The 20,852-nt window shown below is 68.7% G+C and carries 21 protein-coding genes; 10 read left to right on the top strand and 11 right to left on the bottom strand.

Annotation, left to right across the window (positions count from 1 at the left end; genetic code table 11):
- Nucleotides 1–11: 11 nt before the first annotated feature.
- The 3 genes from F2Q65_RS00230 to ubiG are packed head-to-tail and all read right to left on the bottom strand — an operon-like array spanning nucleotide 12 to nucleotide 2,398.
- The gene (locus tag F2Q65_RS00230; RefSeq protein WP_150089219.1) at nucleotides 12–911 is read right to left on the bottom strand and encodes a squalene/phytoene synthase family protein; all 900 of its coding nucleotides are present in this window, start codon (nucleotides 909–911) and stop codon (nucleotides 12–14) included.
- The gene (locus F2Q65_RS00225; protein WP_150089217.1) at nucleotides 908–1,648 is read right to left on the bottom strand and encodes an HAD family hydrolase; all 741 of its coding nucleotides are present in this window, start codon (nucleotides 1,646–1,648) and stop codon (nucleotides 908–910) included. Before F2Q65_RS00225 ends, F2Q65_RS00230 begins: the two co-directional genes overlap by 4 nt.
- Before the next feature lie 30 nt (nucleotides 1,649–1,678).
- Nucleotides 1,679–2,398 (bottom strand): bifunctional 2-polyprenyl-6-hydroxyphenol methylase/3-demethylubiquinol 3-O-methyltransferase UbiG, encoded by a 720-nt coding sequence (gene ubiG / locus F2Q65_RS00220; RefSeq protein WP_150089215.1) that lies wholly within the window; start codon nucleotides 2,396–2,398, stop codon nucleotides 1,679–1,681.
- A gap of 335 nt (nucleotides 2,399–2,733) precedes the next feature.
- Between ubiG and F2Q65_RS00215 the strand changes: the two genes are divergently transcribed.
- Together F2Q65_RS00215 and F2Q65_RS00210 are read left to right on the top strand one after the other, a co-directional pair.
- Nucleotides 2,734–4,299 (top strand): DUF4124 domain-containing protein, encoded by a 1,566-nt coding sequence (locus F2Q65_RS00215; protein ID WP_170265421.1) that lies wholly within the window; start codon nucleotides 2,734–2,736, stop codon nucleotides 4,297–4,299.
- 45 nt (nucleotides 4,300–4,344) lie between these two features.
- Complete coding sequence (locus F2Q65_RS00210) at nucleotides 4,345–5,925, top strand: bifunctional metallophosphatase/5'-nucleotidase (RefSeq protein WP_150089211.1); 1,581 nt, start codon at nucleotides 4,345–4,347, stop codon at nucleotides 5,923–5,925.
- Here F2Q65_RS00210 and F2Q65_RS00205 read toward each other — a convergent pair.
- Entirely contained in the window at nucleotides 5,919–6,278 is a 360-nt protein-coding gene (locus tag F2Q65_RS00205; RefSeq protein WP_150089689.1) for a TusE/DsrC/DsvC family sulfur relay protein, read from the bottom strand. The genes F2Q65_RS00210 and F2Q65_RS00205 overlap by 7 nt on opposite strands.
- A 288-nt stretch (nucleotides 6,279–6,566) precedes the next feature.
- On the opposite strand from F2Q65_RS00205, the gene pgl reads away from it, so the two are divergent.
- Nucleotides 6,567–7,346: a 6-phosphogluconolactonase gene (gene pgl, locus F2Q65_RS00200; RefSeq protein WP_150089209.1), complete on the top strand. Its 780-nt coding sequence runs from the start codon at nucleotides 6,567–6,569 to the stop codon at nucleotides 7,344–7,346.
- Nucleotides 7,343–7,807, top strand: coding sequence for a CopD family protein (locus F2Q65_RS00195; protein WP_150089207.1), 465 nt, complete (start codon nucleotides 7,343–7,345; stop codon nucleotides 7,805–7,807). The genes pgl and F2Q65_RS00195 overlap by 4 nt, the downstream gene beginning before the upstream one ends.
- A gap of 72 nt (nucleotides 7,808–7,879) precedes the next feature.
- On the opposite strand, the gene F2Q65_RS00190 is transcribed toward F2Q65_RS00195, so the two are convergent.
- Nucleotides 7,880–8,080: a YgaP family membrane protein gene (locus F2Q65_RS00190; protein WP_150089206.1), complete on the bottom strand. Its 201-nt coding sequence runs from the start codon at nucleotides 8,078–8,080 to the stop codon at nucleotides 7,880–7,882.
- Between the two features lie 96 nt (nucleotides 8,081–8,176).
- On the opposite strand from F2Q65_RS00190, the gene F2Q65_RS00185 reads away from it, so the two are divergent.
- Complete coding sequence (locus tag F2Q65_RS00185) at nucleotides 8,177–9,880, top strand: bifunctional aminoglycoside phosphotransferase/ATP-binding protein (protein ID WP_150089204.1); 1,704 nt, start codon at nucleotides 8,177–8,179, stop codon at nucleotides 9,878–9,880.
- A gap of 6 nt (nucleotides 9,881–9,886) precedes the next feature.
- Here the strand turns inward: F2Q65_RS00185 and hrpB are convergent, their stop codons facing one another.
- Both hrpB and F2Q65_RS00175 read right to left on the bottom strand, forming a co-directional pair.
- Complete coding sequence (gene hrpB / locus F2Q65_RS00180) at nucleotides 9,887–12,490, bottom strand: ATP-dependent helicase HrpB (RefSeq protein WP_150089202.1); 2,604 nt, start codon at nucleotides 12,488–12,490, stop codon at nucleotides 9,887–9,889.
- 50 nt (nucleotides 12,491–12,540) lie between these two features.
- Entirely contained in the window at nucleotides 12,541–13,650 is a 1,110-nt protein-coding gene (locus tag F2Q65_RS00175) for a transglycosylase SLT domain-containing protein (RefSeq protein WP_170265420.1), read from the bottom strand.
- 256 nt (nucleotides 13,651–13,906) lie between these two features.
- Between F2Q65_RS00175 and F2Q65_RS00170 the strand changes: the two genes are divergently transcribed.
- Genes F2Q65_RS00170 through F2Q65_RS00150 form a run of 5 tightly spaced genes read left to right on the top strand, consistent with a single transcriptional unit; the run spans nucleotide 13,907 to nucleotide 18,091 of the window.
- Complete coding sequence (locus tag F2Q65_RS00170; protein WP_150089198.1) at nucleotides 13,907–14,695, top strand: class I SAM-dependent methyltransferase; 789 nt, start codon at nucleotides 13,907–13,909, stop codon at nucleotides 14,693–14,695.
- The gene (rnhA, locus tag F2Q65_RS00165) at nucleotides 14,688–15,134 is read left to right on the top strand and encodes a ribonuclease HI (protein WP_150089196.1); all 447 of its coding nucleotides are present in this window, start codon (nucleotides 14,688–14,690) and stop codon (nucleotides 15,132–15,134) included. Before F2Q65_RS00170 ends, rnhA begins: the two co-directional genes overlap by 8 nt.
- A 52-nt stretch (nucleotides 15,135–15,186) precedes the next feature.
- Nucleotides 15,187–15,906, top strand: a complete 720-nt coding sequence (gene dnaQ / locus F2Q65_RS00160; protein WP_150089194.1) for a DNA polymerase III subunit epsilon — start codon at nucleotides 15,187–15,189, stop codon at nucleotides 15,904–15,906.
- Nucleotides 15,907–15,928: 22 nt separating this feature from the next.
- Nucleotides 15,929–16,678, top strand: coding sequence for an SDR family NAD(P)-dependent oxidoreductase (locus tag F2Q65_RS00155; protein WP_246155798.1), 750 nt, complete (start codon nucleotides 15,929–15,931; stop codon nucleotides 16,676–16,678).
- Nucleotides 16,679–16,732: 54 nt separating this feature from the next.
- Nucleotides 16,733–18,091: a nucleotide sugar dehydrogenase gene (locus F2Q65_RS00150; protein ID WP_150089192.1), complete on the top strand. Its 1,359-nt coding sequence runs from the start codon at nucleotides 16,733–16,735 to the stop codon at nucleotides 18,089–18,091.
- Nucleotides 18,092–18,157: 66 nt separating this feature from the next.
- On the opposite strand, the gene truD is transcribed toward F2Q65_RS00150, so the two are convergent.
- The 4 genes from truD to ftsB are packed head-to-tail and all read right to left on the bottom strand — an operon-like array spanning nucleotide 18,158 to nucleotide 20,851.
- Entirely contained in the window at nucleotides 18,158–19,381 is a 1,224-nt protein-coding gene (truD, locus tag F2Q65_RS00145; protein ID WP_150089190.1) for a tRNA pseudouridine(13) synthase TruD, read from the bottom strand.
- On the bottom strand, nucleotides 19,378–19,848 hold the full coding sequence (gene ispF / locus F2Q65_RS00140) for a 2-C-methyl-D-erythritol 2,4-cyclodiphosphate synthase (RefSeq protein ID WP_150089188.1): 471 nt from the start codon (nucleotides 19,846–19,848) through the stop codon (nucleotides 19,378–19,380). Before ispF ends, truD begins: the two co-directional genes overlap by 4 nt.
- Nucleotides 19,839–20,564 (bottom strand): 2-C-methyl-D-erythritol 4-phosphate cytidylyltransferase, encoded by a 726-nt coding sequence (gene ispD, locus F2Q65_RS00135; RefSeq protein WP_211353907.1) that lies wholly within the window; start codon nucleotides 20,562–20,564, stop codon nucleotides 19,839–19,841. Before ispD ends, ispF begins: the two co-directional genes overlap by 10 nt.
- Complete coding sequence (ftsB, locus tag F2Q65_RS00130; protein ID WP_150089186.1) at nucleotides 20,561–20,851, bottom strand: cell division protein FtsB; 291 nt, start codon at nucleotides 20,849–20,851, stop codon at nucleotides 20,561–20,563. The genes ispD and ftsB overlap by 4 nt, the downstream gene beginning before the upstream one ends.
- Nucleotide 20,852: the final 1 nt, after the last annotated feature.

The following is a 20,852-nucleotide window of genomic DNA, read 5'->3' as shown; positions in this document are numbered from 1 at the left end:
CCCGTCGCCACTCAGCCGCGGCTGGTGCGCCAGGCGATCCAGAGCTTGCGCAGCGGCGTCAGCCCGATGCGCCGGTCGAGCAGGTCGAAGTCTGCGCGCACCAGTTCCTGCAGCAGGGCCGCATGGATGCGCAACTGGATGCGGATCGGCAACGGTAGCGCGGCAGCGGCCGCCGCCGGAAAGGGCGCCGGCGCCAGTTCCGCCAGCAGGCCGCAAAGCCTGGCACGTCGGGATGGATCCGGATGCGGCCCGCCGGTGCCGGCCTGTGCGGACTGAGCCATGGCGGTCCGAACCAGTTCGGACTGGCTGAGCCCGATCTGTTCCAGCAGGTCCTGCGGGGCGATCTCGCGGCCCTGGCGCAGCAGCCGGCCCACGGCACGCAACTGCCGTACCTGAGTGCACCAGGCCCCGGCATCCCGGGCCCCGGCCAGGGTCGCGTCGTCCGTGAGCCTGTTGCACGGGTCCCAATGGCAGTGGCAGATTAACTGGAACAACGCACCGCGGTCGTCACCCAGGCGATGCCAGTGGGCGGCCCGGGTGGTGGAGCGGCTGCCCTGCAACTCGTCTTCCACCCGCCGGGCCATGTCCAGGAAGGGATCCAGCGGCAGCGCGTGGGAGCGCTGAGCCGGCTCCAGCGGCCGGCACAGGGGGTGTTGCGCCCTGCCTTCGAGGCCGCGGCCGATCTCGTCCCGCCACCAGTCCAGCTTGCGCCGGGCGACGCCGGGATCGGAGACCTGCACCAGGATGTGGCGCAACTCCCGCCGCAGCGCGAACAGGGCGGCGAGGGCGTCGCGCCGCCCTGCTGCGCTGAAGCGGATACTGTAGTAGTCCGCCGACCCCGGCGGCGTGGCCGGGTTCGGGAACCGCCACCCATCCGCCGCGGCGGACCCGGGGCCTCCGCTCCTGGTCATCCGCGCCCGCGCTCCACCCAGTCCAGCACCTCCAGCGGATGGGCGATCAGCCCGTCGGCCCCCCAGTCGCCGGGAGGCGTTTCGGTGCCGAGATAGCCATAGCCGGCGGCGAGGGTACCCATGCCCGCCGCACGGCCGGCAACGATGTCGCGGGCGTCGTCGCCGACGTACCAGCAGTGGGCCGGATCCTGCCCGATCAGGCGCGTGGCGTGGAGCAGGGGTTCCGGATGCGGCTTTGCGTGGGGGGTGGTGTCGCCGCTGACGACGCAGGCCGGCGGCCTGTGTATGCCATGGGCCGCCAGATCGAGCCGAGCCATCAGGGGTTCCGTGAGCCAGCCGGGCTTGTTGGTGACGATGCCCCAGCAGAGCCCCCGGGCGTCGAGCTGCGCCAGGAGGTCCGCCATGCCCGGGAAGGGCCGGGTATGGCGGCAGATGTCATCGGCATAGAGCGCCAGATAGTCGTCGCGCAGGCGTTCATAGCCGTCGGCGTCCGGCGTCAGGCCGAAGCCCACCGCCAGCATGCCGCGGGAGCCGCTGGAGACATGCGCCCGCGCGTGCTCGACGGTGACCGGTGCACGACCGTGCCGCTGCAGCAGGCGATTCAGCGCCGCGACCATGTCGGCGGCGGTGTCGGCGAAGGTCCCGTCGAGATCGAACAGCACCGCCCCCGGTGTATCGCCTGGGCCATGGTGACGCGCTCCGTCCGACGCGGCACCCTGCGTACGCGTGCGGTTCATTCGGCGCGCAACCTGATGCAGGGACCAATCTCAGCCATGCGCGGGCCGGCGACAGGTCACCATGTAGTTGACGTCGAGATCGTCCTTGTCGAGCCGGTACGCCCTGGTCAGCGGGTTGTAGGTCAGGCCGGTGATGTCGGTCAGGCGCAGGTCGGTGCCGCGGATCCAGGCGTCGAGTTCCGAGGGCTTGATGAAGCGGGCAAAGTCGTGGGTACCGCGAGGCAGCAGGTTCAGCAGGTACTCGGCGCCGATGATCGCGAACAGGTAGGCCTTGGGGTTGCGGTTCAGCGTCGACAGGAAGACATGGCCGCCTGGGCGCACCAGCCGGGCGCAGGCAGCGATGACGGAACCCGGGTCCGGCACATGCTCCAGCAGTTCCATACAGGTGACCACATCGAAGCTGCCCGGGCGTTCCTCCGCCAGGTCCTCCACCGTGATCTGGCGGTAGTCCACCTCGACGCCGGTTTCCAGCGTATGCAGTTCTGCCACGCGCAACGGCTCCTCCCCCATGTCGATGCCCAGCACCCTGGCACCGGCCAGGGCCATGGACTCGGACAGGATGCCGCCGCCGCAGCCGACGTCCAGCACGTCCTTGCCCGCGATCCGGGCGGTGCGATCGATGTAGTCCAGCCGCAATGGGTTGATGTCATGGAGGGACTTGAACTCGCTGTCGGGATCCCACCATCGGGCCGCCAGGGCCTCGAATTTGCTGATTTCGGCGTGATCGACGTTATGGCGTGTTTCGGTCATGGCTGTTCTGATTGGCACGGCGTTGTTCGGGCGCGGAGATGGCGGCGGCAATTGTAACCCCTTTGCGGTTTGAACCGGGATTCGAATCCGGATGTGCTGTCCCTCGGATGCTGCGTGCACCGCGTTGGGGCGTTTCTGCTATCTTGAAGCATCATCGAACAGCCGGCGGGTCGGGCGACATGAGACCAGATGCGAGCAGGGGACAGCCGACGACGATCGAACACGAAAGGGCGCCTGCTGCGACGGATCACAGTGCGCACGTCCCCGGTACGATCGATCAAGGCGCCACCGGTCAAGGTACCACGGGCAGTGCATGGGCGCGGCCCCTGGTCGCGGTGCTGCTGCCCCTGGTGCTGGCTGGCCCGGTGGCGGCGGATGCGCTGTATCGCTGGGAGGACGACGAAGGCGTCGTCTCTTACACGGATGTCATCCCCCCGGAGCAGGTGAAGCGCGGGCATGTCGTCATCTCGCCGGACGGGGTCAGGCTGGCCACCATCCCGCGCGTGCTGACCGAGGAAGAGGCCCGCATGGAGCGGGAACTGCAACTGCTGCGGGCGGAACAGGAACGGTTGCAGCAGCAGCAACGGGTCACGGACCTGGCCCTGTTGCGCACCTTTCGCGGCGTCGACGAGATGCTGTCGATGCTGCGCAGCAAGCTCGACGCGGTGGACTCGCTGCTTGCGGTGACTCGCCGCAACATCCGTCATCAGCAGGTGTGGCTTGCCAGCCTGGCACCGCAGCTGGTCGATCCGGCGCTACCGGCCAATGGGGCGACCGGCAAGGCGACCGGCGATCAGGCCGACCTGAAGCACCAGGTCGCCGCCGCCATCGCTTCCATCAAGGAGTCCATGCGGGTCATCCTTCAGCGCGAGCGCCAGAAGCGCCAGGTACTGGAGGTCTTCGAGCGCGATGTCGAGCGTTTTCAGCAACTCAAGGGGTTGATACCAAAGGCGCTCGATGAGCTGGCGCCAGAGGTCTATGCCATTCCCAGCGACCGCCTGCTGGTCTGCCGCAGCCAGGAGTCCTGCGAGCGCCTGTGGTCACTGGCGCAGGAGTACGCACGCGATCGCGGACCCGCGCCCCTGATCACGCACGAGCCCGACCTCTGGATGACGGGGCCGGCGCAGGACCAGGGTCAGGACAGCATTGCCCTGACCCTGGTCCGCATCTGGGACGCGCCGGGCGAGCGGGCCTCCATCGTGCTGGACCTGCAATGCGCCGGGGGTACGGCCGGCGGCGGTGTCTGCTCCGCGGCGCAACGCCAGGCGGTCTGGGACGACCTGGCCGTGGCCGTGCGCGCCGACGGACGCCTGTACCGCTGGGTGGGCGAGCACGGACGGGTCTACTACATCGACGTGATCCCGCCCGGTCCCCTGCCGGATCAACGCATCACGTTGCCCCTGGACGGCCTCAGCCCGCCCACCGAAGAACGCAACCTGACGCCCCGGGAGGCGCTCCGCGAGCGCGAGCTGAAGGAGTTGCGGACCCAGCAGGAACGCCTGCTCGCGCAGCAGGTGGTGACGGATGAGGCCCTGTTGCGGACCTTTCCTACCCTGGATGACATGATCGCAGCGCGGGACCGCAAGCTGGCGGAACTCGACGAGATGATCCAGGTGACACAGCGAAACATCCGCTATCAGCAGACCTGGCTGGGCAGCCTGAACCAGGACCTGGCGCAACCGGATGGACGCAGCGCCCAGGCCAGCTACCTGATCGCACGCCAGATCGCCGCTGCAAAGCGCTCGATCGAGGAGTCCAGTCGCGTGATCCTGCAACAGGAGCAGGAAAAACAGGCCGTGCTCGATGCCTTTGCGCTGGACAAGCAGCGCTACCTTGAACTGAAAAGGCCCCCGTCGACCCCGATCCCGAAGGCTTCCGCCCGGGGTCCCGCCGGCGATTGATCATACCTGCAATGCCCAAGTCGCACCCCAGAGCAGGCATATCCAATGACCGCCCTCCAGCGCAGCACAAGCACACCGGCACCCAGGGTCTGTGCCACAGGGCCAGCGGGCATCCCGTCGGCCAGAGCGCGCCGCGTCAGGCTGGCGCTTGTCTGGCTGCTGCTCTGGCTGCTGGTCTGGCTGCCTTTGCAGGCCCAAGGCGGGCAGCGACTGACCATCCTGCACTTCAACGACTTCCACGGCCAGCTGCAACCCATGGCAGCCGCCCCCGGGTTGCCATCCCGCGGCGGCATCGCGCGCCTGGCCAGTGCGGTGCAGGCGGTGCGCTCGCAGGAGGCCACGGCTCCGGTGCTGCTGCTGTTCGCCGGTGACCTGCTGCAGGGCACGCCCACATCCACCGCCTTCCTGGGGCGTCCGGACCTGGACCTGTTCGCCGACATCGGCGTGGATGCCGCCGTCATGGGCAACCATGAGCTGGATTTCGGCCAGGACAACTTCCGCGCCTTGCTGGCGGCGGCCCGCTTTCCGCTGCTGGCGGCCAATGTCCGGGCCTCGCCGGAGCCCTTTGCAACACAGCCCTGGGTCTTGCTGCAGCCGGCACCCGGACTGCGTGTCGCCCTGCTCGGACTGGTGACGCAGGAACTGACCTCCACCACGCACCCCCGCCACACCCGCGGCATACAGGCGCTGGACCCGATACACACGGCCCGGCACTGGGTGTCGCGGTTGCGCCCGGAGGCCGACCTGCTGGTGGTGCTGTCGCACCTCGGAGTGGATGGTGATCGAGCGCTCGCCCGGGCGGTGCCGGGCATCGATGTCATCATCGGCGGGCACGATCACTTGCGCCTAACCGAACCCCTTGTGGAGGCGGGCGTGCCCATCCTGCAGGCCGGCGCGCGGGGGGCGGACCTGGGCTGGCTCTCGCTGGCGCTGACCCCGCACGGCATGGAGATCCTCGACTACCGGCTGATGCCCATCGACCAGCACCTGCCGGAGCAGCCGGTGGTGGCGGCCCGGGTGGCGGAACTGCAACAAGGGCTGGACGCGGAACTGTCCGTCGTGGTCGGACGGCTGGCCACCGACCTGGATGCGCGGCGGGAGGTGATCCGCCGCCACGAAACCGGCTTCGGCAACCTGGTCGCGGACCTGGCGCGCAGGCTCACGGCGAGCGACGTGGCGCTGTTCAACGCCGGCGGCTTCCGCGCATCGATCCCTGCGGGACCAGTCAGCCTGGAGCAGATCTACACCGCCTTGCCATTCGGCGGCGAGCTGGTCACCGGGACACTGGACGGGGCGCAGTTGCAACAGGCCCTGGCGCAATCAGCGGAACTGCCGCCCCAGAACAATCCCGGTGGTTTCCTGCAGGTCTCGGGTGTGCGCCTGGTCATCGACGACGGCCAGCTCAGTGACCTGCGCATCGGCGACGCCCCGGTGGAGCCGGGGCACCGATATCGGGTGGTCATGCCGGATTTTCTGGCGGCTGGCGGCGATGGCTATGAGGTCCTGTCACGGCTGCAGGATCCGGTGCGGACCGGCTGGCTGGTCACGGACATGCTCATTGAGGCCCTGCGCAACGGCGAACCCCTGCGGGCAGCCACGGACGGGCGCATCCAGCGCCGCTATTGAACGCTGCCGAAGGACTTGTCCACCGCACCAGCCGGCGCACGCAGGCCCGCGAGGCGGCAGCCCTGAGCGACGGGGCCGCCGGGAAAGATGCCGTACAGATACTTGAGCCCGCCCTTGGCGTGAAAGCGTTCGTCCAGCGCGTCGTGCAACTGGCGCACATTGGGCTGGGAATGCTCGGCGAAGTAGCCTTGCAGCGCCCCGATAACGTCCCAGTGATCCGGCGTCAGCTCGACCCCGTCGGCGGCCGCCGCGGCCGTTGCCGCTTGTGGCGTCCAGGCGTCCGGCGCCTGCGGAAAGTCCGGATCGCGCACGACGGCGCCCGGATTCATGATCTCTTGCATCGTATCGGCCATAATCGTCTCCTGGTCATCCTCTGCGGTGGCTTGTAACAGCTGTTCCGCTATGCTCCGGCTCTGGTGGAACGGCAGACGCGTGTCGCCGGCGGCCGGCTTCAGCCTGGCGGGCATTGGGTATACACTCCCTACCCGCAGGCCAGAGTCTAGCGCAGATCGTCTGGCAGCGCGTCGACGGCCGCCTAGCGCCAACCATGGCGGATTTATGCCTTTGCCGAGACTCGACTTGCCGCGGAGTATGCAGACAGACAATTGCCGGCCTTCCAGCCCGCAAGACGGAAAACACCCATGAAACAAACGGATTTCCACCCGGATGCCTCACCGGGTCTTTCCCCGGGGCTGGTCCCGGATCGCCCGGCAGATCGCCCACTGGATCTTTCGGGCGTCGACTGCCTTCTGTTCGAGGACGCCGCCGCGGTTGCCGAGGCGGCGGCCGAGTGGATTCTGGAACAGGCGCGCCGGGCCATTGCCGCGCGGGGCGCCTTTCGCATCGTGCTGGCGGGGGGAACCACGCCGCTGATGGCCTATCGGCGTCTGGCGCAGGCGCAGTCTGCGGACTGGTCTGCCTGGCATGTCTACCACGGCGACGAACGCTGCCTGCCCGCAGACGACGCCGAGCGCAACAGCCGCGCCGCTGATCAGGCCTGGCTGGGGCGCGTGTCCATTCCGCCCCGGCAGATCCACGTGATTCCTGCCGAACTGGGCCCGGAGGCGGCGGCCCTGGACTATCAGCAGCCGGTGGCGGCGGCCCTGCCGTTCGACCTGGTGCTGCTGGGCATGGGCGAGGACGGCCATACCGCCAGCCTGTTTCCGGACCGGCCGCTGCCATCGGCGGAGCAGGAAGATACCCTGGTCATGCCTGTGCAGGATGCCCCCAAGCCCCCGCCGGAGCGTGTATCGCTGACGCCGAGGGCCTTGTGCGCGTCCCGGGAGATCCTGCTGCTGATCACCGGCGCCGCCAAGCATGCGGCCCTGGTGCGCTGGCAGGCCGGCGAATCCCTGCCGGCGGCGTGCATCGCCCGTGCGGGCAATACCACCGTGCTGCTGGACCGGGCTGCCGCAGGATGACACAGCAACTCGCCCTGGCCATCGGGCTGCATCAACTGGCCACCCTGGTGTGGATCGGCGGCATGTTCTTTGCCCACTTCGCGCTGCGGCAGGCCGCCCAGCGCACCCTGGAGCCGCCGCAACGGCTGCGGCTGATGCTTGGCGTGTTCGAGCGTTTCTTCGTCTGGGTCTGGCTGGCGGTGGTTGTGCTGTGGGCCAGCGGCCTGTGGGTGTTCGTGGGGGTCTACAGCGGCAGCATGGGTTGGCATGTGCACACCATGATGGCGCTGGCGCTGCTGATGACGGCGCTGTTCGCCTACATCTACTTTGTGCCCTACCGCGCGCTGGCCAGGCGGGTGGCGGAGCAGGACTGGCCCGCCGCCGCGGAGCGACTGGGGCGCATCCGCGCAGTCATTCTGATCAACCTGCTGCTGGGACTGGTGACCGCCGGCCTGGGATCCGCCGGTCGCTACCTGGCCTGAAGGCCGTCGCGGGACCGAATGTCCCGCAGGCTGCGCGGGACATCGGTTGACTAAATCAGCCGATCGATCAAATCAGAAGGCGGGGCCGGCCTCCTTGCCCAGCTTTTTCAGGATCACCGCCAGGGGGCAGAAGCCTGTGAAGGCAGACTGCAACAGGTTCAGCCCGACAAAGGCGGTGAACCACAGCCAGTAGGGGCTGACGTAGTGGGCCAGCAGCACGGAGAGCAGGACGAAACTGCCGGCCACGGCCAGCACGATGCGTTCGATGGACATGGAAAACCTCGTGGGAAATCAGGGTATGGCAGGAATAGCCTGCTAAGCTTAAGCAAGTCCCTGACCCGCTGCAACACGACGAGGTTCGCCAGCACGGTGAATAACGCATCCGCTTCCGCTGCAACTGATCCCGCCGCATCCGGCGCCGCGGGGCGCTTCGACCGCTTGATCCAGGGCCTGCTGCATCCGGGCGCCTATCCCCACGCGGTGGGGGAGATCGAGCGGATCGAGACGCATATCTCCGTGGTGCTGCTGGCCGGTGACTATGCCTACAAGCTGAAGAAGCCGGTTGATCTGGGCTTTCTGGACTTCTCCACCCTGGAGCGCCGACGGGACTTCTGCCACGAGGAACTGCGGCTCAACCAGCGCCTGGCACCGGACTACTATCTGGCCGTCGTCCCGGTGACCGGGACGGTGGACGCACCCAGGCTGGGCGGTGTCGGCCCGATGTCAGGACCAGCTGCAGACTCAGCATCAGGCCCGGCGTCAGGCCAAGAGCAGGGTCCGGTGCTGGAGTATGCGGTGCAGATGCGGCGGTTTCCGTCCTCGGCGCTGCTCACCTGTCAGGCGCTGGACGGCCCGCTGGTGGACGCACTGGCGGCGCGGATCGCCGCGTTCCATGCCGCCGTGCCCTGTGCGCCGCCGGATACGCCCTACGGGACGCCGGAGGCGGTGATCGCGCCCATGCGCGCCAACTTCGCGCACAGTCGAGCCGTCGTGCAGGCGGGTCAGATGCGCGGTGCGCTGGAGCGGCTGGCGCGCTGGACCGAACTGCGCTTCCAGCAACTGCGCCCGCAGATCGAGCAACGCCGCCGCGACGGTTTCGTGCGCGAATGCCATGGCGACCTGCATCGCGGCAACATCGCGCGGGTGGACGGCGATCTGGTGATCTTCGACTGCATCGAGTTCAGCCCGATGCTGCGCTGGATCGACACCATCAGCGAACTGGCATTTCTGGGCATGGACCTGCGGGAGCGGGGCGAGACCGCGCTGGCGCGGCGTCTGCTCAACCGTTATCTGGAACTCACCGGCGACTACGGCGGGCTGGCGCTGCTGCGCTTCTATCAGGTCTACCGGGCCATGGTGCGGGCCAAGGTCATCGGCATCCGCCTGTCCCAGGGCCATCTGCAGCCGATGCAACGACAGGCCGCCCGGGACGAACTGCACAAGTATCTGGTGCTGGCCCGTCGCCTGAGTCTGCGCGAGCGTCCCTGGATCTGCATCACCACCGGCGTGTCCGGCTGCGGCAAGTCATGGCTGGCCGCCCGGCTGTGCGAGCGGCTGCCGTTGATCCACATCCGCTCCGATGTGGAGCGCAAACGGCTGTTCGGCCTGTCGCCGGAGGCGCGCACGAGCCCGGGACCCGATACCGCCCGAACCGGCATCGATGCCGGCATCTACGGTGCCGACGCAAGCCGGCGCACCTACCAACGCCTGGCGGCGCTGGCGCGGCAGATCATCACGGCGGGCTTTCCGGTGCTAGTGGATGCCACCTTTCTCAAGGCGGCCCAGCGAGGGGCATTTCGCGCGCTGGCCGCGGAGCTGGGCTGCGACTTCAGGATCCTTGCGCTGGAGGCGCCCGACGCGCTGCTGCGCCGGCGCGTCGCAGAGCGCCTGGCGGCGGCCAAGGATGCCTCCGAAGCCGACCTGCGGGTGCTCGATCACCAGCTCAAGACACGCGAACCGCTCACCGAGGCGGAACGGCGCCAGGCCGTCACGATCGATACCAGCGGCGAGCCGGACGTCGATGCCCTTGTGGAGGCGTTGCGCAACCCGCAAGCCAGCGTGAAGCGGCCGTAGGTTGATTCAGCCCGCGCTTTCCGGGCCCCGCGCATGCCGTTTCAGGCCGCCGACAACAGGTTGCGCGCCGCCGGGGTCTTCTGGCCAGTGGTGCTTCGGATAGCGCCCGCGCATCTCCTTTCTGACCTCGGCGTAGGCACCACCCCAAAAACCCGGCAGGTCGCCGGTCACCTGCAGTGGTCGGCCGGCAGGGGACAGCAGGTGCAGCAACAGGGGCTGACGCCCGCCGAAGATGGCCGGTGTGCCGCCGGTGCCGAACATCTCCTGCATCGGCACCGCCAGCACGGGCTGCTCGCCGGCGCCATAGTCGATGCGCCGGCGCGGTCCGGCCGGTGTCGCAAAGGTCTCCGGCGCCAGCTGTTCCAGACGGCGCGCGGCCTCCCAACCCAGGTGCTGATGCAGCACATCCGCCAGAGCCAGGGCACGGGCATCCGCCAGCCGGTACCGACCCACCAGCCAGGGGCCGAGCCAAAGGCCGAGCGTGGCCTTCAGGCCCGCGTCGGACAGGTCCGGCCAGCCACCATCGGGCTCCAGGCGACGGGCCAGCGCCACCCGCGCCTGCAGTTGCCGGGCGGCGGGGGTCCAGTCCAGGGCGCCGCCGAGATCGCGGGCCACGGCCTCGAGCAACAGCGCCAGCGCCGCCGCCTCGTCGGCGATCGGCGCCGGGCGTGACTCCAGGCGGATGGCCCCCAGACGTGACTCGTCACGGGCGCTGACCGCCGCGCGCTCTGCATCCCAGTACTGCACACGGCGGTGTTCGATCCGGTGGGCGGCAAGCCGGCGCACCTCCGGCTCGGTGAGCGAAAGCGCGGCGCGGATACGGTTGTCGCCGCCGGACGCCTCCAGGTCGGCAATGACCAGCCAGGGCTCCCGGCCAAGGTCATCCTCCGCCGGCATGGCAGCGCCCGCACCGCTTGCCAGCAGAAAGCGGGCGGTTGCGGCACCGGTGGAAGCCGTGCTGTCCACGCGACGGCAGGCGATGCGTTCCGGATAGGCCAGGGCCAGCAGGGCCCCCGGGCTGGCGGGCGGATCGGATCCGTAGGTTCCGTCCGGGCCGGTCGGCCTGGTCTGGGGGGCGGGGACGTTCGACGCACCCTCCGGCAGCGAACACAGCCGCTGAAACTGCTCACTCAGCCGCCGGATGGCGGCAAGCCGGTGCGCATCGAACCCCGCCGCGCGCGCGTCCGTCGCCCGGCGACGGCCGCCCGCCAGCGCCTGAAGCCGCAGTTCCAGATCCACCGGCCGGGGCTCGCCGCGTCGGGCCAGCCAGGGATCCCGTTCGCTGATCAGCGCCGCCAGGTCCGCCGCCAGCGGTAGCGCCTGGGCGGGCGTCTCGGTCAGCATGTGGGCCAGGCGCGGATGCGCGGGCAGGGCCGCCATGCGTCGCCCGGTGGCGGTGATGGCACCTTGGGGGTCCAGCGCGCCGAGCATCCGCAACAGGTCCACGGCCTGCTCCCAGGCGGCGGCCGGCGGCGGGTCCAGCCATGCCAGCTGCGCTGGATCGGAGATGCCCCAGAGGGCGAGTTCCAATGCCATGGGGGCCAGATCCGCCTGCAGGATCTCCGCCGGGCGATGTGCCGGTCGGCGCTGTTCCTGCTCCGAGGTCCACAGCCGCAGGCAGATGCCGGGCCCCAGCCGGCCGGCCCGCCCGGCACGCTGGGCGGCAGCAGCCTGGGAGATGGGCTCCGTGACCAGACGGGTAAGCCCGCGCGCCGGCTGGAAACGGGGCTTGCGCGTGAGGCCGCTGTCGATGACCACCGAGATGCCCTCGATGGTCAGCGAGGTCTCGGCGATGTCGGTGGCCAGCACGACACGGCGGCGACCGTTGGCAAGCGGCCGCAGTGCCTTGTCCTGGGCGGCCAGCGGCAGGCTGCCGTGCAGGGGCAGGAGCGCGATCTCACGAAGGTCGGCGAGCTGGTCGGTGACGCGCCGGATCTCGCCGGCGCCTGGCAGGAAGACCAGCAGATCGCCGGCATGTTGGCGCAGGGCATCGCGGATGGTGCCGGGAACGGCATCCACCGCATCCGCGGGGGGCAGTTCCACATGCCGCAGGCTGACCGGATGGGCCCGCCCCTGGCCGTGGATCACCGGCGCGCCACCCAGCAGCGTTGCCACGGCCCTGGCATCCAGGGTGGCAGACATGACCAGGATGCGCAGGTCCGGCCGCAGCGCGGTGGCGTCCAGGGTCAGGGCCAGGCCGAGATCGGCGTTCAGGCTGCGCTCGTGGAACTCGTCGAAGATGACGAGTCCGCAGCCGTCGAGTTCAGGATCCGATTGCAGGCGGCGGGTGAGGATGCCCTCGGTGAGCACCTGGATGCGTGTTCGCGGGCCGATGCGCCGCTCGAAACGCACCTGATGGCCGACGCGCTCGCCCACGGCCTCGCCCAGCAGGTGCGCCATCCGCGCGGCGGCCAGACGGGCGGCGGGGCGCCGCGGCTCCAGCATCAGGATCGTCCGTCCGGCGAGCCAGGGCGCATCCAGCAGCGCCAGGGGAACCCGGGTGGTCTTGCCCGAGCCCGTGGGGGCGGTCAGCACCGCATGGCCGCGGGCGAGGGCCGCATCGAGGGCCGGCAGCACCGGCTCGATGGGCAGGGCGTCGTCCGCAGACATCAGGCGCAAGTGTCATCGGCCTCCGGTGGTGAGATCTCGGACGCTGTCGGTCAGCTCGCGCCGCGTCCGGATGCCCGGGTATCCGCCACGGCGGGCGCGGTCCGGTTGCCCTGCGCCAGGGCGGTGCGCAGCCTCGCACCGGTACCCACCGGCACCAGCACCCGATGGGGTCCGTTGCTGGGGGTCTTGTTGCGTTTGAGGCCGGGGTTGAGATCGCGCAGGGTCTGCAGCGAGACACCGCAGGCGCTGGCCGCCTGCGCCAGATCGATCTGGTCCCGGGCCTCGACGACCTCAAGCCGGGCCCGATTCTCCAGCGTCGGCATGCGCAGGCCGTAGCGTCCGGGCTCGCGCACCATGCTGGCGATGGCCAGGAACTTCGGCACGTACAGCTCTGTCTCGGTGGGCAGATCCAGCGACCAGTAATCCGTGGGCTTGCCCTGCGCCCGGTTCCGCTCCTGGGCGGCGCGCACGCGCGCGGGTCCGGCGTTGTACGAGGCCAGGGCCAGGGCCCAGTCGCCGTCGAACTCCGCCCGCAGCTGTTTCAGGTAGGCGATGGCGCCCCGGGTGGAGGCCAGGATGTCGTTGCGGGCGTCGTACCAGCCGTCCTGCCGCAGCCCCATCTCGGTGCCTGTGTAGGGCATGAACTGCCACATGCCGGCGGCCCGCTTGGGCGAGACCGCCCGCGGGTTGTAGCGGCTTTCCACCTCCGGCAGCAGGGCCAGTTCCGGTGGCAGACCGGCGTGCTCCAGTTCACCGACGATGATGTGCAGATAGGGGCGCGCGCGCCGGTTCAGATCGGTAAGATAGTCACCATTGCGGCGTAGGTCGTTGCTGGCCTGTTCGATGCGCGGGTGGTACGTGACGCCGAGCGTGGAACCTTGGCGGACGCGATCCCAGAGATCGCCCCCGGGTCCCGGATCACGGTAGATTGCGTGGCCGGCGCTCGGGCCGCCACCGACAACGCGGACATCCACCGCGGGCCGGACGTAGCCGTACTCCCGGGCCGACACCACATGCGTGGAGGCGTCGATGGCGCTTTTGGTCGCCGTACGGCCGGACCCGGTGGCGCTGCAGCCGCTGGTGGTGACAAGGCCGAGGAGCGACAGGGCAGCAAGAGCGGTGGCAGGCAGGGCGACAACGCCGGAACGCGATGACGGCATGGGGCGCATCCTGTTCGTGGCAAAAAAGGAAAATTGGCGGCCGATCAAGCTGATGACGACGTGATCGTGCCTTCGACGCTGGAATATACGGGAAAACCCGACGTGTTTCTACATCTCGCACATCGCAGCCAAGGCGGCATGCCCCCCATGCGCGTCGAGAATGAACCGTCACATGTCGGGGCGGATGACCGATGAGTGTCGACCTGACAACGGGGATTGCGATCTTCGCAGGTTGCGTGTCGGCAGCGGGTGCGGCATGAAGCCCTGCCGTTGCGGCGATGCCGACCTGCTGACGTCGCTGGACCACTGGTATGCCAGCCCCTTGGGGCAGCATGTGGCGCGCAGCGAGTCCGCCTGCCTCGAATGGCTGCTGGCTGACTGTTTCGGCCACTACCTGCTGCAGGTGGGCGCACCGGAGCAGTTCTGCGATGCCTTCCAACAGTGCCGGATCCGCCATCGGGTGGTGCTGGCCGAAGGGGCCATGGATCAAGAGACCTGCACCGGCGGGACCGGCATCCGCGCCCGCATCCGGGCACGGCCGTTCGAGCTGCCCTTGGCCTCCGGCAGTGTCGATTCAGTGGTGCTGCCCCACACCCTGGACTTCAGCCCGGAGGCGCACCGCGTGCTGCGCGAGGTGGAGCGGGTGCTGATACCCGAAGGCCGGGTGATCCTGTTCTGCTTCAACCCCCTCAGCACCTGGGGGCTGATGCGCTGGCTGCCGCGGCAGTCCCGCCAGGTACCCTGGTGCGGGGGGCAGATGACGCCCTTTCGCATCGGCGACTGGCTGCGGCTGCTTGGCCTGCAAGTGGAGACGCGCGACATGCTGCTGTTTCGGCCGCCCATCCGCGGCGCCTTCACCCCGCGCATGGACTGGCTCGACACCTGGGGCGGCAACTGGTGGCCCCTGTTTGGTGGTGTCTACGCCCTGCGGGCGGTCAAGCGGGTCACCCCACTGACGCCCGTTCGGCCGCGCTGGCGGCGCCGCGCGCCGCTGTTGCCAGGTCGCGCGGTGGAGCCCACCGCCAGGCGCAACCGCCATGGCTAGACCGGTCGAGATCTTCACCGACGGCGCCTGCAAGGGCAATCCCGGTCCGGGCGGCTGGGGCGCCCTGCTGCGGTTCGGCGCGCATGAGAAGGAACTGAAGGGCGGCGAACCCGACACCACCAACAACCGCATGGAACTGATGGCCGTGATCCAGTCGCTTGAGGCCCTGACCCGCCCCTGCGCGGTCGAGCTGACGGTCGACTCCCGCTATGTGCGCGACGGCGTCGAACGCTGGATGCCGCGCTGGAAGCGCAACGGCTGGCTGACCCGGGAGCGAAAGCCGGTGAAGAACAAGGACCTCTGGGAACGCCTGGACCAGGCGATGACCGGCCATCAGATCCGCTGGAACTGGATCAAGGGCCACAGCGGCCATGCCGAGAACGAGCGTGCCGACCAGCTCGCAAACCAGGGCATTCCGCGCAGCCGCAGCCGCGGATGATTCGTTGTGGCGGTCGCTGATGGCCGCGAACTGGCCGATGGAGGCTGAGTATATGCGTCAGATCGTCCTGGACACCGAAACCACCGGGCTGGAGCCCTCCGAGGGCCACCGCATCATCGAGATCGGCTGCGTCGAACTGGTGCAGCGCCAGACAACCGGCCACAACTTCCATCGCTACCTGCAGCCGGATCGCGAGATCGATGCCGGCGCGGTGGAGGTGCATGGTATCTCCAATGCCTTCCTCGCCGACAAGCCGCGCTTCGCGGATGTGGCGGAGGCATTCATCGACTACTGCCGCGGCGCCGAACTCATCATCCACAATGCCCCCTTCGATGTGGGCTTTCTGAACCACGAGCTGCGGTTGTGGCGAAAGGACGCCCCCAGCATCGAGCAACTCTGCACCGTTGTCGACAGCCTGGTGATGGCGCGGCGGCTGCATCCCAACCAGCGCAATAGCCTGGACGCGCTGTGCAAGCGCTACGACATCGATAACACCCACCGCGAATTGCACGGTGCATTGCTGGACGCCGAAATCCTGGCGGACGTCTATCTGGCCATGACCGGGGGGCAGGTGAGCCTGCAACTCGGCGCCGGCGAACAGGCGGCCTTCGGGCGAGAGGCGATCCCGCTGCGCCGTCTGTCCGCCCAGCGGCCACCACTGCGGGTGGTGCGCGCCAGCGACGCCGAACTGGCCGCCCATGCCGCGCGCCTGGATGCCATCGACAAGGCCAGCGGCGGCGCCTGTGTGTGGCGAGCGGCACAAGAGGGTTGATCGACATTGGTCTTGTAAGAGCGTGGATCGCCATGAGTTAGGCCATACCGATTGCTTGCTTGATGAGAATCCCAGAATGTCCAAGAACCATCTGATTATTGGTGCGAGTTCCGGTGTGGGAGCCGCATTGTGTCGCGAACTCTCCGCGCGCAACCACACTGTGGTGCATGCCTCGCGTCAGCCCGATACCGCGGCCCTGGGCGCGAAGGCAGTGACCTGGGATGCCCGCGACGATGCCTTTCCGACCGATGAACTGCCCGAGACACTGGACGGACTGGTCTACTGTCCGGGCAGCATCCGTCTCAAGCCATTCGGGCGGATGAAGCCGGAGGAATTTCGCGACGACTTCGAGCTCAATCTGGTCGGTGCAGTCAAGGCCATTCAGGCGGCGTTACCGGCGCTGGCACGCAGCGAGTCGGCCTCGGTGCTGTTGTTCAGCACGGTCGCGGTTCAGACCGGCATGCCGTATCACGCATCGGTCGCCGCGGCCAAGGGTGCGGTCGAGGGCCTGACGCGGTCCCTGGCGGCGGAATTTGCACCAAGGATCCGCGTCAACGCCATCGCGCCGACACTGACCGATACACCGCTGGCCGCCCGGCTGCTCGGCAGCGAGGAAAAACGGCGTGCCGCGGCGGAGCGCCACCCGCTGAAACGCGTGATCGCACCGGAGGAAACAGCCAGAACGGCCCTTTGGTTGCTGGAGGATGCGCCTTCGGTGACTGGCCAGATCATACGGCTCGACGCAGGCATCGGGAGCCTGCATTTACTATAGGGCGACCGCTGATCCACTCGAGCCAGGCGCCCCTGATCATTCGAGCTCTATCCCATGACAACCCGTTTTCCTGAAACCCCCAGCATCGCCATCATCGGGCTCGGCTACGTCGGCCTGCCGCTGGCGGTCGAGTTCGGCCGCCTGTTGCCGACCATCGGCTTCGACATCGATGCCCGCCGCATCCGCGAACTCACCGACGGCCTCGACCGCACCCGTGAGGTGGAGGCCGAGGAACTGGCAGCGGCCACCCAGCTGCGCTACACCACCAACCTCGATGACGTGCGCCACTGCAGCGTCTTCATCGTCACGGTGCCGACGCCCATCGACGATAGCCGCAACCCGGACCTGACCCCACTGCTCCGCGCCAGCGAGACGGTGGGGCAGGTGCTGAAGCCGGGCGACATCGTGATCTATGAATCCACCGTCTTTCCGGGCTGCACCGAGGAGGTCTGCGTACCGCTGCTGGAGCGGTTGTCCGGGCTGCGGTATCTGAGCGGCGAGGCCGGGGACCGGGTGATGGATACAACTGTAGCTGCGACCGGTGCAGCGGCTGACACCGCCGATTCGGGCGGCTTTTACTGTGGCTACAGCCCCGAGCGCATCAACCCCGGCGACAAGACCCATCGCCTGCCGGATATCCGCAAGGTCACATCCGGCTCGACCCCGCTGGCGGCCGATTATGTGGACAGCCTGTATCGGCGCATCATCCGCGCCGGCACCCACAAGGCCTCCAGCCTGCGCGTGGCCGAGGCGGCGAAGGTGATCGAGAATACCCAACGTGATGTCAATATCGCGCTGATCAACGAGCTGGCGCTGATCTTCAACCGCTTAGGAATCGACACCGAAGAGGTGCTGCAGGCGGCCGGCACCAAGTGGAATTTCCTGCCGTTTCGCCCCGGCCTGGTCGGTGGCCACTGCATCGGCGTCGATCCCTACTACCTGACGCACAAGGCGCAGCAGGTGGGTCTGCATCCGGAAATGATCCTCTCCGGCCGGCGCACCAACGACGGCATGGGCCGCTATGTGGCCGGTCAGCTGGTCAAGGCCATGTTGCGCAAGCGCATTCAGGTCGAGGGCGCCCGCGCGCTGGTGCTAGGCCTGACCTTCAAGGAAAACTGCCCGGACCTGCGCAACACCCGGGTGGTGGACATCCTGGCGGAATTGGCGGACTACCACATCGCAGTGGATGTGCATGACCCCTGGGTCGACCCTGACGAGGCCGAGGCGGAGTATGACGTGCGCCCGGTCGCGGATCCCGAGCCCGGCGCCTACGACGCGATTGTGCTGGCGGTGGCCCACCGGGAATTCGCCGAGCAGGGCGCGGACTGGGTGCGGGGCTTTGGGCGTGCGTCGTCAGTGGTCTATGACCTCAAGTATGTGCTGCCGGCGGAGGCCGTTGACTTGCGGCTGTAACTTCAATTCAAGGACAACTTCAATTCGGGGACAGTGTCTCGAATGCCCTTGTCCCGATTCGGGCAACTAAATACACTGTCCCTGGTTTTCGTCCAGGAAGAACAGTTCGCGCAGGACCGCGGTGGCGTAGCTTCCCGGGGGCAGGGTGAAGCAAAGCAGCACCTGGCCTGAGTCCGCGCCGGATGCCACATCCGAGACCTGAGCAGAGTCGTGATCAGACCCCTGCTCCGAGACTGAATCCGGGACAGGGTCCGAATCCGACGCCGCATCCGGTGCCGGAAACTCCAGACCGATGTGCTCGGGCAACAGGCCCAGGGGGCGTCGCTCCTGGCGCAGGTCGGCCGCGGCCAGTCCCGCCAGCCAGTTGGGGAATCGGTCCGCCACCGCCGTCTCCAGGTCTGCCACGTCGGCGGTGGTCAGGGGCTCTCCGGCGCCGAACAGCGGCCCGGTGGGTTGCAGGTCGCCGCTGTCCACCCGCGCACGGATGTCGTCGTCGATCTGCTCCGCGAGAAAGTGCGAATGGCTGCCGAACAGTTGCAGCCGTTCGCCGGGCAGGGCCTGACGCCAGGTCCGCTGCTGCACCCGTGTTGCCAGCACCTCGTTGAACAGCTGGCTGCGGGCCGCGGACAGCCACAGACCGCGCTGATGCCGGTCCGGTTGCCGGGCGCCGCGACGGCCGCCCTTGGCGCTGGTCTGGTTGTCCGACTGGGTGCGGAACAGGGCATCGGCGCGGATCAGATTGCCGTCGTCGTGGCCGAAGCGTTGCGGGCCGAAGTAGTTCGGCACGCCGTCGATGGCGATGGTCTTGAGGCGTTGCGCCAGGCCGTCCAGATCCCCCTGCACGGCACGCAGGCGCAGCCTGAAATGATTGGCCGCCAGCAGACCACGGCGCAGCTTGCGCCGGTGGCGGTGACATTCCAGCACCTCGATCCCCTCGGCCTCCAGCGGCGACCAGTCCGGCGGCTGCTGGTTGCCCAGCAGCACCGAGAACCACTGGGTGGTGACGGCGTGGCGATCCTTCAGTCCGGCGTAGCCGACCGCCTTGGCCGGGATGCCGCAGAGCCGGGCCAGCAGGCGGGCGGTCCATTCGGTGTTGGCGCCGGTCTTGCGGACTCGCAGCAGGCAGTGTTCGCCTTCGCCGTCCGGGCCGAAGGCGAGTTCCTCCTCGACGATGAAGTCCTCCGGTCGCGCGCGCAGCACGCCACGCACGGGGGGCTCGCCATAGGCACGCGGCAGGTCGTCGAAGCGCAGCCAGGACGGCAGCGTCACGGCATTGGCGACGGCGTTCATTCGTTCAGCAGCACCACGGCAAAGGCGGCGATGCCCTCGCCGCGCCCGGTGAAGCCCATGCGCTCGGTGGTGGTGGCCTTGACGTTGACCCGCTCCGGCGGGCAGGCCAGGTCTGTCGCCAGGGTCCGGCGCATGGCCTCCACATGGGGGGCGAGCTTCGGCGCCTGGGCGGCGATGGTGATGTCGGCATTGTGCACCGTCAGGCCGCGCTGTTGCAGGCTGGCCATGACCCGCTGCAGCAGGATGCGGCTGTCGATGCCGGCATAGGCAGCGTCGGTATCCGGAAAATGGTGGCCGATGTCGCCAAGACCGGCGGCGCCGAGCAGTGCGTCACAGAGGGCATGCACCACCACGTCGCCATCGGAATGGGCTGCCAGGCCCTGCGTGTGCTCGATCTCCACGCCGCCGAGCACCAGGCGGCGGTCCGGCGCGAACCGGTGTGCGTCGATACCCTGTCCTATCCGCATGGTCGCCCTTGCTGCTCCAGAAAAAAGCGCGCCAGGGGGAGATCCTCCGGCCGCGTGATCTTGATGTTGTCGCCATGCCCTTCCACCAGGCGCGGCTGCAGGCCCAGCAGCTCCACGGCGCTGGCATCATCCGTGACCGCCTGCTGCCGCCTGTCGGCCTCGCGCAGGGCATCCCGTAGCAGGCCGAGGCGGAACGCCTGCGGGGTGTAGGCGCGCCACAACGCCGCCCGTGGCACGGTGCCCTCCACATGCCGGCCGTCGCGGCTGCGCTTGACCGTGTCGTGCACCGGCACCGCCAGCAGGGCGCCCACCGGCTCGTCCCGCAGGACCTCGAGCAAGGCGTCGAGATCCTGCCGTCTCAGGCAGGGGCGGGCAGCGTCATGCACCAGCACCCAGTCGGTGTCGTCCGCCAGCGGCGTCAGGGCCGCCAGGGCGTTGGCCACCGAGTGGCAGCGCTCGCGCCCGCCAGGGGCCCGCTGCACCCGCGGATGCTGTGCGTAACGGCTGTCCGGCCAGTAGCCGTCGTCCGCGCTCAGGGCCACGACGCAGCCGCTGATGGCGTCGTGCTCGACAAACTGGCCTAGCACCTGGTCGATCACCATAGCACCGGCCAGTTCGAGATATTGTTTCGGTGTGTTACCGCCGAAGCGGCGACCGACGCCGGCCGCCGGGATCACCACCCAGTGGCGCGGCGGGGAGGGCTGAGCGGCACTCACGGGCGCTCCCCCGGCTGACGTTCGATCACCTGCAGGAACACCTCGCCGCGCTGGATCATGCCCAGTTCGCTGCGGGCCCGCTCCTCGATGGCCTCAAGGCCGGTCTTCAGGTCTTCCACCTCCGCTGCCAGGGCCAGGTTGCGGCTGCGCAGGCGTTCGATCTCGTTGCGGTAGTCCTGGATCTGGGCGCGCAGGGCGTAGAGTTCCTCGACGCTGCCCTCGCCGATCCACAGGCGATACTGCAGCAGCCCCAGCAGTGCGATCAGAGTCAGGATCACCCAGCGCATG

It is taken from the genome of Thiohalocapsa marina (assembly GCF_008632335.1).
In the GTDB taxonomy this organism is placed as follows: Bacteria; Pseudomonadota; Gammaproteobacteria; order Chromatiales; family Chromatiaceae; genus Thiohalocapsa; species Thiohalocapsa marina.
Note: the sequence above shows the minus strand (reverse complement) of the source record. Positions and strands in the feature narration are given on the sequence as shown.

Bases quoted from the DNA above. Each gene is read 5' to 3' on its own strand.
- pgl (WP_150089209.1), top strand. From the start codon at position 6,567: ATGAAACAAACGGATTTCCACCCGGATGCCTCACCGGGTCTTTCCCCG.
- F2Q65_RS00175 (WP_170265420.1), bottom strand. From the start codon at position 13,650: ATGCCGTCATCGCGTTCCGGCGTTGTCGCCCTGCCTGCCACCGCTCTT.
- ubiG (WP_150089215.1), bottom strand. From the start codon at position 2,398: ATGACCGAAACACGCCATAACGTCGATCACGCCGAAATCAGCAAATTC.
- F2Q65_RS00210 (WP_150089211.1), top strand. From the start codon at position 4,345: ATGACCGCCCTCCAGCGCAGCACAAGCACACCGGCACCCAGGGTCTGT.
- F2Q65_RS00225 (WP_150089217.1), bottom strand. From the start codon at position 1,648: ATGAACCGCACGCGTACGCAGGGTGCCGCGTCGGACGGAGCGCGTCAC.
- F2Q65_RS00150 (WP_150089192.1), top strand. From the start codon at position 16,733: ATGACAACCCGTTTTCCTGAAACCCCCAGCATCGCCATCATCGGGCTC.
- ispF (WP_150089188.1), bottom strand. From the start codon at position 19,848: ATGCGGATAGGACAGGGTATCGACGCACACCGGTTCGCGCCGGACCGC.
- ftsB (WP_150089186.1), bottom strand. From the start codon at position 20,851: ATGCGCTGGGTGATCCTGACTCTGATCGCACTGCTGGGGCTGCTGCAG.
- F2Q65_RS00195 (WP_150089207.1), top strand. From the start codon at position 7,343: ATGACACAGCAACTCGCCCTGGCCATCGGGCTGCATCAACTGGCCACC.
- F2Q65_RS00230 (WP_150089219.1), bottom strand. From the start codon at position 911: ATGACCAGGAGCGGAGGCCCCGGGTCCGCCGCGGCGGATGGGTGGCGG.
- hrpB (WP_150089202.1), bottom strand. From the start codon at position 12,490: ATGTCTGCGGACGACGCCCTGCCCATCGAGCCGGTGCTGCCGGCCCTC.
- F2Q65_RS00170 (WP_150089198.1), top strand. From the start codon at position 13,907: ATGAAGCCCTGCCGTTGCGGCGATGCCGACCTGCTGACGTCGCTGGAC.
- F2Q65_RS00205 (WP_150089689.1), bottom strand. From the start codon at position 6,278: ATGGCCGATACGATGCAAGAGATCATGAATCCGGGCGCCGTCGTGCGC.
- rnhA (WP_150089196.1), top strand. From the start codon at position 14,688: ATGGCTAGACCGGTCGAGATCTTCACCGACGGCGCCTGCAAGGGCAAT.
- truD (WP_150089190.1), bottom strand. From the start codon at position 19,381: ATGAACGCCGTCGCCAATGCCGTGACGCTGCCGTCCTGGCTGCGCTTC.
- F2Q65_RS00190 (WP_150089206.1), bottom strand. From the start codon at position 8,080: ATGTCCATCGAACGCATCGTGCTGGCCGTGGCCGGCAGTTTCGTCCTG.
- dnaQ (WP_150089194.1), top strand. From the start codon at position 15,187: ATGCGTCAGATCGTCCTGGACACCGAAACCACCGGGCTGGAGCCCTCC.